The sequence below is a fragment of the Roseobacter sp. OBYS 0001 genome (genome assembly GCF_019654895.1).
Classification (GTDB): domain Bacteria; phylum Pseudomonadota; class Alphaproteobacteria; order Rhodobacterales; family Rhodobacteraceae; genus Roseobacter; species Roseobacter litoralis.
Genome location: NZ_BPES01000004.1, coordinates 403,203 through 415,052 on the forward strand (window position 1 = coordinate 403,203; position 11,850 = coordinate 415,052).

The following is an 11,850-nucleotide window of genomic DNA, read 5'->3' on the forward strand; positions in this document are numbered from 1 at the left end:
AGCCTGCCGGACAGATCATATTTCACTCCGGGGAGCGTCTGATATGTCACCACTCGTGCAAGGTATGTTGACCATCTTTATCGGTGTCGGTGGATGTGTCGGATACTTCTATTTTTCGAACCTGATCCTCGACAAAGTGATTTTCCCGGCCAAAGGCGACAATCCCGGGATCAACATCAACCGTGCCAACCTTGTGCGGCCATGGTTGTTTCTGTTTCCGGCGATGGCGGCCTTGGGGCTTTATCTTGTCTATCCGGTGGTCGGTTCATTCTGGCGCTCGCTGTACAACCGGTCAGGCGATGAATTCATCGGCTTTGGCAATTACGCGGTCATGTTCAACGATGACGGCTTTCAGGTGGCACTGTTCAACAACTTCCTTTGGGTTCTGATCGTGCCCGCGGGGGCCACGTTCCTTGGCCTGCTGGTGGCGCAGCTGACGGACCGGCTCAAATGGGGCAACATAGCTAAATCGCTGATCTTTATGCCAATGGCGATTTCATTCGTGGGCGCCTCACTGATCTGGAAATTCGTTTATGCCAACAACGCCGATATTGGCCTGATCAACGCGATACGCGATATGCTGGGCGCGGAGGAACCGCTGGACGTCTTGCAGGTGTCCTTCTGGAATAACTTCTTTCTGATGGTGATCCTGATCTGGATCCAGACCGGGTTTGCCATGGTCATCCTGTCCGGCGCGTTGCGCGGAATTCCCGAAGAAACGGTTGAGGCCGCAATCATTGATGGTGCCAACCCGTTTCAGGTTTTTTTCAAGATCAAGGTGCCGCAGATCATGGGCACCATTGTCGTGGTCTGGACGACGATCACCATCCTCGTGCTCAAGGTTTTCGATATTGTTTACACCATGACAGGCGGCAATTTCGGCACTGAAATCCTGCCCAGTTACATGATGTCCTATATGTTCCGGGATGACGGGCGCGCCACGGCGGTGGCCTTTGTCATCATGATCATCGTGCTGCCGGTGATGATCTGGAACATCCGTCAAGCCCGTGCGGAGATGAGGTAAGCCATGGATAATATAGCTGGAACGAAGTCTTCGCTCGGGTGGGCCGTCAATATCTCGGTGGTGTTTCTGGTGGTGCTCTGGTTGATCCCTACGGTGGGGCTGCTGGTCTCCTCCTTTCGCGACCGGGATCAGATCACGGCAACGGGCTGGTGGTTGTCCCCCTTCGCGGTGGAGCAGAATTTTCAGGCGCGCATCTCTGCTGAAGAGGCCGTGCGCGACGGTGATTATTTCGTCATTCAGGGCAATATCTTTTCGGGTGGCGAGAATGAGGTGATCCGCTTTGGTGGCACACGTTCGGCCCCGACGGCCTTTGCACCGGGAGAAACCGCCGATCTGCGCCGGGACCGCTCGCTGACTGTCCAAGCAAACGGAGATTTCATCTACAAGAACCCCAATGAAATAACGCGCGATCCAAGCGTTTATTACTCCAGCGCCACGCCGCCGAGTTTTTCATTGGATAACTATCGAACGATCCTGTTTTCCAACAACATGGATGTGGCCTTTATCAATACGTTTACCGTGACGATCCCTGCCACCATCATCCCGATCCTGATCGCGGCCTTTGCGGCTTACGCGCTTGCGTGGATGGATTTCAAGGGACGCGGTTTCCTGATCGCGATGGTCGTCGGGCTGCTTGTCGTGCCTTTGCAACTGGCGCTGGTGCCGCTGTTGCAGTTTCATAATCAGGTCGGCATCGGGCAGAGCTTCCTTGGGATTTGGATGGCACACACGGGCTTCGGCCTGCCGCTCGCGATTTATCTGTTGCGAAATTATATGGTGGGTCTGCCGCGCGATATTATCGAGTCTGCGAAAGTCGATGGCGCGACCGATTTTCAGGTCTTTACCAAGATCGTGCTGCCGCTGAGCTTTCCGGCCCTTGCGTCCTTTGCGATCTTTCAGTTCCTCTGGGTCTGGAATGACCTGCTGGTGGCCAAGGTGTTTTTGCCCTCGAACTCGGAAAGCTGGGTCATGACGGTGAAAATTGCCGATGACCTTCTGGGCTCGCGCGGCGGGGACTGGGGCATTCTGGCGGGGGCGGCGTTTATCTCAATCGCTGTGCCGCTGATCGTATTTTTCACAATGCAACGCTATCTGGTGCGCGGTCTTCTGGCCGGCTCCGTCAAGTAAGAAAGAAACGCTCCATGGCAAAGATGGAACACAATCTGCACCTGAGTGCAGTCGACAAGGACTGGTGGCGGGGTGCTGTCATCTACCAGATTTATCCGCGCAGTTTTCAAGACAGCAACAGCGACGGGATAGGTGATCTGATCGGGATCGCGCAGCGGATGGAATATGTGGCCTCGCTCGGGGTTGATGCAATCTGGATTTCACCGTTCTTTACCTCGCCGATGAAAGACTTCGGTTATGATGTCAGCGATTACTGCGATGTTGACCCGATGTTTGGCACGCTGGCGGATTTTGACGTGCTGGTTGAGGCGGCGCATCATCACGGGTTGAAGGTGATGATTGACCTAGTGCTCAGCCACACCTCGGACCAGCACCCTTGGTTCATCGAAAGCAAGTCAGGCCGCAGCAATCCCAAAGCGGATTGGTATGTCTGGGCTGATCCCAAACCGGACGGCACACCGCCCAACAACTGGCTGTCGATCTTTGGCGGGCCTGCGTGGCACTGGCATGCGGGACGCCAGCAGTATTACCTGCACAACTTCCTGACCGAACAACCTGACCTGAATTTCCACAACACGGATGTGCAGGACGCGCTTCTGGATGTGACACGGTTCTGGCTGGATCGGGGGGTGGATGGCTTCCGCCTTGATACGATCAACTTTTACTATGCGGACAAAGATCTGCGCGACAATCCGGCCCTGCCGCCCGAGCAGCGCAATGATACCATCGCGCCCTCGGTCAATCCCTACAACCATCAGGAACATCTCTATTCCAAGAACCAGCCTGAGAATATCGCCTTTCTCAAACGCTTCCGGGCGCTGTTGGATGAATACCCTGCAGCGGCCTGCGTCGGCGAAGTGGGCGATGCTCAGCGGGGTCTGGAACTGCTGGGGGCCTATACCTCGGGGCCTGAAATGGTGCATATGTGCTATGCCTTTGAGTTCCTGTCCAAGACCAAACTGGATGCCGCCCGCGTGGCGGAGGTTTTTGCTGAACTGGATGTGGTCGGGCAAGATGGGTGGCCTTGCTGGGCGTTTTCCAACCATGACGTGATGCGCCATTCCACCAGATGGGAATTGCCACCGGCTGCTGAACGGCTGTTCGCGACCCTACTAATGTGTCTGCGCGGGTCGGTGTGTCTGTATCAGGGCGAGGAACTGGGCCTGTCTGAGGCGGATGTCGCTTTTGAGGACCTGCAAGACCCCTATGGCATCACCTTCTGGCCTGATTTCAAGGGCCGGGACGGGTGCCGCACGCCCATGGTCTGGGAAATGTCCAACCAGAACGGCGGCTTCTCCGAAGGCTACCCTTGGCTGCCGGTCAGCCATGAACACCTCAATCATGCCGTGTCGGTGCAGGAGTCCGAACCCGGCTCCTTGCTGCATCACTACCGTAATGCGATTGCCTTTCGCGCCGAACACCCTGCGTTGACCAAAGGGTCACACGGCGGCGTGCAGGCCAACGGGGATGTGTTGCACTTCACCCGCGAATATGACGGTCAGACGCTCTATTGCGCGTTCAACATGTCGGACACGCCGTCGTTGCACCAGATGCCCAAAGGCACCTGGCAGGTGATCGGACAGGAACTGGGCAGCGCCAGTGCGTCACCCCAGGGCCAATTGCACTTTGGGCCGTGGCAGGTCTGCCTCGCGAAGAAACAAGACTAACCCGCGTCTTGGGAGGGACGTAAGATATGGCAAATCTCAATCTGACTGACGTTGGCAAGGCCTATGGTGGTACCGTTGAGGTACTCAAGGACATCAATCTGGACATTCAAACAGGGGAGTTGATCGTCTTTGTTGGCCCCTCAGGGTGCGGAAAATCGACATTGCTGCGCATGATCGCCGGGCTCGAAAAGATCACGGCAGGCGAATTGCTGATTGATGGTCAGCGCATGAATGACGTCCCACCAGCGCAGCGGGGCATTGCGATGGTGTTCCAGTCCTACGCGCTTTATCCACATATGACCGTGCGCGATAATATGGCCTTTGCCCTCAAGCTGGCCAAGAAATCTCCCAGCGAGATTGACGCAGCAGTCAGCCGCGCCGCCAAGGTGCTGCAATTGGATGAATACCTTGACCGGTTGCCCAAGGCGCTGTCTGGCGGGCAGCGGCAGCGGGTGGCCATCGGGCGCTCGATTGTGCGCGACCCCAAGGTTTATCTCTTTGATGAACCGCTCTCCAACCTGGATGCGTCCTTGCGCGTCGCCACGCGGATCGAAATTGCGCAGCTCAAAGAAAGCATGCCGAATTCGACCATGATCTACGTGACACATGATCAGGTGGAGGCGATGACGCTTGCAACCCGTATCGTGGTGCTGGCCAACAAGGGCATTGCGCAAGTCGGCACACCGCTTGAACTATATGAGCGGCCCGAAAATGAGTTCGTCGCGCAATTCATTGGCTCACCGGCCATGAACTTGCTGCCCGGAGAGATCGTCGAACCTGGTGAGGTTACCAAGGTGCGTGTCGAAACAGGACAGGGCACAATCGTGGCGAATATCCCGACCACCGAAAGCGACCGCGGCGCGCACGTGAACGTCGGCATTCGTCCCGAAGATATGATCGCCACCGATCACGACGATTATGCCTTTGCTGGCAAAGTTGAAATCGTTGAAGCCTTGGGTGAGGTGACGCAGCTTTACTTCGAGAAGAGTGGGGCGGATGAAGCAGCGGTCATAGGCAAACTGCAAGGTATCCATGCGGGCGTGAAAGGGTCACAGATGAAAATGACCGCACATGCCGCAAAAGTACACTTGTTCCAGAATGGCCAGTCACTTCTTTATCGTTAACCTTTGGTGTTTGCGCCATCCCCGTGCAATAATTTGATTGTGACGGGAAATAGGATGTAATTTTCCCCGTTAAATTGTATGCAGCCTGCATTTACTGGTTGTATGGTACGTTTATTTTACGACTTTGTTTCAGGTCCGAGAGGGGATTGGTTTGAGCGATGTTCTTGGGGCTTTGATTATTCTCCTCTGTTTGCTGCAAGCAAAACACATGTTTGCCGATTATTTCCTGCAAACCCGATCAATGCTGGACGGACGGCATATCTATCTGCATGGGGGGCGGTTGTTGCATGCAGGTGTTCATGCTGCGGGCTCTGCTCTGGCCTTTCTTGTTATGGGTGCACCGCTGGTGCTGGTCCTCTTGATGGCTGTTGGCGAATGGATTGCGCATTTCCACATTGATTGGGCGAAAGGGCGCTACACGGCGACGCGCAAGCTAACGCCTGACGACGCTGCCTATTGGCGGGCAACGGGGGCTGATCAGGCCTTGCATCAGCTGACCTATATCATCATGGTCTGGTGCTGGCTGACCTACGGGATCGGCGCCTAGCCCTCAGGGCGGCCCATTCACGGCAGATAAAAATCCAAAAAAGAGCGTTTTCCGGCGGGGAGACTGTTTGCAGCGCTCTGCGGTTTGACGCTATAAGCCTAGCATCTGGGCGTAACCTGACCCCAACATGTAGATGTCAGATGCGTTTCCAAGGGGGAGCAGAAATAATATGGCGATGTGCAACGCGTCTTGGGGCACTTGGAATATCTATGCGCTCGCGTCGGCACTTTGCATCGGTTTCGGCGGATCTGCCTTAGCGTATGAAGCGACGCTTTCGGGCCCTCTGGACGAAGAGCTTGCCGCTGAGCTGGAAGGTGGCTCGCTTTTGATCGAGCAATCGCTGTTGGAGGAAACGCCGGATGTGCGCGAGATCGTGTCATCGGCACAGGCGGATTATCGTCGATTGCTCGCGGTGCTCTATAGCAAGGGTTATTTCGGCCCGACGATCGAGATCAAGCTGGATGGTCGCGAAGCCGCCTCCATTCTCGCGGTTACCCCGCCTGCGCGCGTATCCAAAGCGACCATCAGCGTTGATCCGGGGCGTCAATTCCGGTTTGGCACTGTTGAGATAAGCCCGCTGAGCCAGAATATGACGCTGCCCGATGCGTTGAAAAACGGCGAAACGGCGAGCATCACCTCGTTGCAATCCGCAGCGGCATCGGCGGTGTCGGGGTGGCGCGACGAGGGGCACGCCAAGGCCGAGGTCACGGATCAGCAAATCACGGCCCGCCACCGCAGCGCTGAAATTGACGCCAAGGTACGGATTGATCCCGGTCCCAAGCTGACCTTTGGCGCATTGCGCGTGCGTGGCGAGTCCGCGGTCAGACGCGAGCGGATCATAGAAATCGCAGGCCTGCCAGAGGGCGAGCAGTTTTCCCCCGAAGAGATCAAGGATGCCGCAGCGCGTTTGCGGCGCTCAGGTGCCTTCCGTTCCGTCGCAATGATCGAGGGCGAGGTTTCAGACACCGGCGACACGCTGCCGATCAATTTGCGCGTGGCGGATAACAAACCCCGTCGTCTGGGCTTTGGCGGTGAATTTGCGACCATCGAAGGCGTCACACTGAGTGGTTTCTGGCTGCACCGGAACATTTTTGGCGGGGCAGAAAGCTTGCGTTTTGATGCCGAAATCGGCGGTATTGGGGGCGATACCGGGGGGATCGATTATTTGCTCGGGACGCGCTTTGAGCGACCCGCGACCTTCAGAAAAGACATTAACTTTTTTGCCTTGGGCGAGGTCGAGCAGGAAGATGAACCAAATTACTTTTCCCGGCGTGTTTCTGTAGGCGCAGGGTTTACGTATTTTGCAACGGATGAGCACACATACCGTTTCGGTCTCGGCTTTAGCCGCGCCATAACCGAAGACGCCTTTGGCGACAGCGATTACACGATTTTTCTTTTGCCCGTAGGCGGGACCTATGATTATCGCAACAATGAGCTTGACGCGCGGCGCGGCTTTTACGCGGATGCGAAGCTCACGCCATTTGTTGCCATCGCAGGTACTGACAACGGTTTGCTCTCTGAACTGGATTTTCGCACCTATCTGACCGCTGGCGAAACCAGCCCCACAACGCTTGCGCTGCGGGCGCAACTGGGGTCTTTGGTCGGACCTTCCTTGCGCGATGCACCTGCGGACTTCCTGTTCTATTCAGGGGGCGGGGGCACGGTGCGGGGGCAGGATTTTGAATCCCTTGGCGTTGATGTGGGTGGCGGTGACATTGTGGGTGGCCGCTCTTTCCTCGGGCTGTCCGCTGAGGTGCGTTTGCGCACCACTGGCAGTCTTGGGTATGTTGGCTTTGTAGATGCAGGCTACATCGGTGAGGAATCATTTCCGGATGGATCGGGCGAGTGGCACAGTGGTGCAGGCATCGGTATCAGATATGAAACACCGATTGGGCCGTTGCGTTTTGATGTCGGGGTGCCGACAAGTGGTGATACGGATGGAGAGAACTTCCAACTTTACTTCGGAATAGGTCATTCGTTTTGAGATATCTTCTGATCATTGCTGTCACACTGACGCTGTTGCCGCTGTCGCTCGCGGCACAGGATGACGAAGACGGTGGTGGCTTTTTGACACGCACCATCGAGGGTGCGTTATCGGGTGCCGGGCGTGAGGTGAACATCGTCGGCTTTGCCGGTGCGCTGAGTTCGGAGGCGACATTCGACACCATGACGATTGCCGATGCCGAGGGCATCTGGCTGACGCTGGAAGAGGTGTCGCTGATCTGGAGCCGCACCGCCTTGCTGCGCGGACGCCTCAAGGTCGACAGCCTGACTGCACGGTCTCTGCAAGTGGCACGCCTGCCCATCGCCGAAGAGCAACCCGTCGAGATACCGTCCGCCGAGGCCGAAGAATTCAGTCTGCAACTGCCTGAACTGCCGGTGTCCATCAATATCGACGCGTTTGAAGTGTCAGAAATTGACCTTGGAGAACCCATTCTTGGCGCGGCGGCGCGCCTGTCCTTGAAAGCGAGCGCGCGTCTGGATGATGAGGGGTTGTTTCTGGACCTTTTGGCCGACCGTATCGACGAGGTCGCAGGCACATTCGCCCTGCGCACAAACGTCGAACGTGACGGCGCTGAGATCGATCTGAACCTGACACTGTCAGAGGCGGCGGATGGCATTACGGCGAAATTGCTCAACCTGCCTGATCGACCCTCGGTTGACCTCAGTGTCGCCGGTCTTGGTCCATTGGATGATTTCACCGCCGATATAGCTTTGTCGACTGCGGGACAGCCGCGTCTCGCCGGGCAGGTGGCGTTGCGCGCCGAAGAAAGTGCCATCGCCGACGCGGGACCTGATCGCCGGATACGTGCTGATCTTGGCGGCGACATCACATCTCTGATCGCGCCCGAGTATCATGACTTCTTTGGTCCTGATGTTGCGCTGAAGGTCGAAACACTGCTGGTGGCCGACGGTTCAATTGATGTTCAGAACTTTAGCATCGGCGCGCAGGCTGTTGATCTGACGGGTAAAGTCCAGCTCAATAGCGATATGTGGCCAAGCTTTGTCGATGTCAAAGGCCTGATCGCGCAGGATGGACAAGACGTTGTCTTGCCCGGCTCAGATGCGGGTATTACGGTTGGATCTATTGGTCTTGATATATCCTTCGACGCGCAGGCGGGCGATGCGTTCAAGGGTGTTTTTGACATCGATAATCTGCAGCATGAGGCCGCACAGATTGCCAGCATTGACCTCATCCTTGATGGCACTTTGGATGGCAGTGTGGACAGTATCGGTCGTTTTGTGACGGATCTGCGTCTGGATGCAACCGGTGTGGAACTTAGCGATGAGAGCACGGCGCAGGCTCTGGGCGATGCAATCAACGGCTTTGCCACCATCAACTATGTCGAAGGCCAGCCAATCGAGATTACGAACCTGTCCCTGTCGGGTCCCGATTTCGGGCTGGACGGCGATGTTGAGATCGAAGGGTTGGACAATGGCTTTCCGACAAACTTTGATCTAGCTGTGGTGACGCAGGATTTATCGCGCTTTGCAGGGCTTGCAGGGCGGCCCCTGAGTGGTGCTGCCGATTTATCGGTGGCCGGGAGCGTTGTCCCGCTGTCCAGCATGTTTGATGTCAAGATCGCAGGAACGGCGCAGGATATTATCGTAGATATTCCCCAAGCTGACGCGTTGCTGACAGGACGCACCGAACTCTCTCTTGGTGCGGCGCGCGACGCTACGGGGACTTTTGTGCGGGACTTGTCGCTGCAGAACGATGCGTTGGATGTGACAGCGGATGCGGCGCTGCGCAGCATGGGCAGTGAGGTGGTCGCGCGCGTCAGGCTATCGGATGTCGCCCTTATCGCGCCGCAGTATCAGGGGCCTTTGTCGCTCGACGCTGATGCGACACAGTCACAAGAGGGATGGCAGATCGAGGCGGCGATCGATGCGCCCTACGATGCGCGCGCTGTTGTTTCGGGGCTGGCGACCGGGCCGGACGCTGATCTGAGTTTTGACGTCTCGATCCCGGAAATTCAGCCCCTTGTCCCGGATGCACAAGGTCCGGTTGCCGCAAAGGGGCGGCTTTGGCAGTCGGCTGCAGGCTATCAGATCGACGTCAAAGCGGACGTACCCTTTGATGGACGGCTTGAGGTTCTGGGCCTCGCCACCGGGCCCGATGCGAAAGTCACCTTTGACGCGAGCTTGCCCGATATGAGCGTGCTGGTGCCTGACATTGGTGGCCCCCTCGCGCTGAAGGGGGATTTGGCGCGCGCGGGCGAAGGTTGGGCCGTCGACACGCTGCTTGTGGGGCCTGCCGGAATGACCGCAACAATTGCAGGCACCGCAGCACAGGATGCAAGCACGGTTGATCTGGAGATTGACGGTGAATTACCACTCGGACTCGCGGGTCCATTTCTGGCGCCCCGCAGTCTGCAAGGGCAGGCGGTATTTGACCTCGCCGTTCAGGGTGCGCCGTCGCTTGAGGCTCTGAGTGGGCAAATCTCCAGCAGCGGCGCGCGGTTTTCGGACCCGAACCTGCGTCTTGGCCTCGAAAACCTGAACACGCGCATCGATTTGCTCAGCAACACGGCGCAACTGAATGTGGCGGCGGATTTCGTGACGGGGGGACGGGCTGAGGTCGGCGGCTCTGTCAATCTGGCCAGTCTGATTGGCGATCTCACGGTGGCCCTGCGCGATGCTGTTCTGCTTGATCCGAATTTGTACGCAGCCACTGTAGGCGCAGATATCACCGTGAACGGTCCCTTGACGGGCGGTGCACGGATTGCAGGGCAGATTGATCTGAAAGAGGTCAATATAACCGTGCCGGGCACGGGGGTCACATCCATTGGCTCCATCCCCGAAATTCGCCATGTTGGTGCAACGCGCCGCGCCACGGTAACCCAGTCCTATGCGGGGGTTTTGCCAAAGGAAGAAAAAGAGGAAAGGGCCGATGCCCCGGCATTTCCACTGGCCATCGACATCAATGCCCCCTCGAAACTCTTTGTGCGTGGGCGCGGCATAAATGCTGAAATGGGCGGCGCTCTTTCTGTGCGCGGGGATACCAATAACATCATCTCGTCAGGCAGCTTTGATCTGATCCGTGGTCGCCTGGACATTATCGGCAAGCGTTTTGAACTGGATGAAGGGTCCATCCAGTTTCAGGGCAGTGTCACACCCTACATTCGCTTTGTCACAACCACCGACACCCCCGAGGGCACGGCCAGCATCACCGTAGATGGTCTCGCCGATGAGCCGGAAATCACCTTCAGCGCCATTCCGGAGGCCCCGGAAGACGAAGTGATGTCGCTGATCCTGTTCGGGCGGTATGTATCCGAACTTTCGGCGTTTCAGGCCTTGCAGTTGGCGAATGGTATCTCTCAACTGTCGGGCCGTGGCGGCATCAACGTGCTTGGCGGTTTGCGAAGCGGTGCGGGACTGGATGAGCTGGACGTCACGACCGATGAGGACGGTGCAACCTCCGTGTCGGCGGGGAAATACATCACGGATACGATTTACACGGATGTAACGAACAACAGCGACAAGGGCACGGATATTTCGCTGAATATCGATCTGACCAGCGATCTAAAAGGCAAGGCGACCGTGGCCGAAGACGGCGACAGCAGTGTCGGTTTCTTTTTCGAACGGGACTATTAATCCGGCATGACAGCGGGTGTGAACTGCCCAAAACGACCCTGATCAAACAACAGTCCGTTCCCGCCACTGGTATCGTGCACAACATGGCGCACACGTCCAAGAATGAGTGAGTGATCACCAGCCGGATGGATGGCATCTGTGTCGCAATGAAACTCTGTCAGACAGCCCTTGAGTGTTGGCGCACCAAAGGGTCCTTCGTGCCAGTCAAAGGTGTCAAAATCCGTGCCATTGCTGGCAAAGTGCTTGGCCATTTTCAGTTGTTCTGCTGCAAGAATATGGACACAGAAATGCTGGGCCGCCACAAAGGCCGCATGCCGCTTTGAACTGCTGGACGGTGCCCAAAGTACTAGCGGTGGATCAAGCGAAATGGCGGAAAACGAATTGGCCGTCATACCGACAGGGCCGTCCGGTGTTTGGGCACAAACGATTGTCACTCCGGTGCCAAAACACCCGAATGCGTCGCGCAGTGCACGGGTATGATCCAAGGTCGGCTCAAACGAATGCGCCCCGCTCACGTTTGCAACCGCTGTTGATGCAGAGATTTGATTTCGCACATTTTAATTTCGAACTTCCCATCGTGCCTGAAGAAAGGTCATGTAAATTCAAAACCCTTCAGGGCAAGGGGCGCGTGGCAGACTTTATCCAATCGCCGGCCACGCGAAACCGGGAGGTTCTTCGGGCGCATGTTTTGCGCCCGAACCATCCACTTTATCAAGCGTCCTGTTTGTTCATTCGGTTTGTGATGAGGTCTGTGACGACGGT

The 11,850-nt window shown here is 56.8% G+C and carries 8 protein-coding genes; 7 read left to right on the top strand and 1 reads right to left on the bottom strand.

The window, feature by feature from the left end; genetic code table 11:
• Nucleotides 1–43: 43 nt before the first annotated feature.
• The 7 genes from K5Q35_RS11805 to K5Q35_RS11835 all read left to right on the top strand — a co-directional run bounded on the left by K5Q35_RS11805 (nucleotide 44) and on the right by K5Q35_RS11835 (nucleotide 11,088).
• Nucleotides 44–1,024, top strand: a complete 981-nt coding sequence (locus tag K5Q35_RS11805; protein ID WP_013962074.1) for a carbohydrate ABC transporter permease — start codon at nucleotides 44–46, stop codon at nucleotides 1,022–1,024.
• Nucleotides 1,025–1,027: 3 nt separating this feature from the next.
• Nucleotides 1,028–2,152 carry a carbohydrate ABC transporter permease gene (locus tag K5Q35_RS11810; RefSeq protein ID WP_013962073.1) on the top strand — a complete coding sequence of 375 codons (1,125 nt, stop codon included), beginning with the start codon at nucleotides 1,028–1,030 and terminating at the stop codon, nucleotides 2,150–2,152.
• A gap of 14 nt (nucleotides 2,153–2,166) precedes the next feature.
• Nucleotides 2,167–3,819, top strand: a complete 1,653-nt coding sequence (locus K5Q35_RS11815) for an alpha-glucosidase (protein ID WP_220799697.1) — start codon at nucleotides 2,167–2,169, stop codon at nucleotides 3,817–3,819.
• 26 nt (nucleotides 3,820–3,845) lie between these two features.
• Entirely contained in the window at nucleotides 3,846–4,943 is a 1,098-nt protein-coding gene (locus K5Q35_RS11820; RefSeq protein WP_013962071.1) for an ABC transporter ATP-binding protein, read from the top strand.
• Between the two features lie 151 nt (nucleotides 4,944–5,094).
• Entirely contained in the window at nucleotides 5,095–5,490 is a 396-nt protein-coding gene (locus K5Q35_RS11825) for a DUF3307 domain-containing protein (protein WP_220799698.1), read from the top strand.
• Between the two features lie 169 nt (nucleotides 5,491–5,659).
• Nucleotides 5,660–7,474: an autotransporter assembly complex family protein gene (locus K5Q35_RS11830; RefSeq protein WP_220799699.1), complete on the top strand. Its 1,815-nt coding sequence runs from the start codon at nucleotides 5,660–5,662 to the stop codon at nucleotides 7,472–7,474.
• Complete coding sequence (locus K5Q35_RS11835; protein WP_220799700.1) at nucleotides 7,471–11,088, top strand: translocation/assembly module TamB domain-containing protein; 3,618 nt, start codon at nucleotides 7,471–7,473, stop codon at nucleotides 11,086–11,088. The genes K5Q35_RS11830 and K5Q35_RS11835 overlap by 4 nt, the downstream gene beginning before the upstream one ends.
• Here K5Q35_RS11835 and K5Q35_RS11840 read toward each other — a convergent pair.
• On the bottom strand, nucleotides 11,085–11,603 hold the full coding sequence (locus K5Q35_RS11840) for a flavin reductase family protein (protein ID WP_220799701.1): 519 nt from the start codon (nucleotides 11,601–11,603) through the stop codon (nucleotides 11,085–11,087). The genes K5Q35_RS11835 and K5Q35_RS11840 overlap by 4 nt on opposite strands.
• Nucleotides 11,604–11,850: the final 247 nt, after the last annotated feature.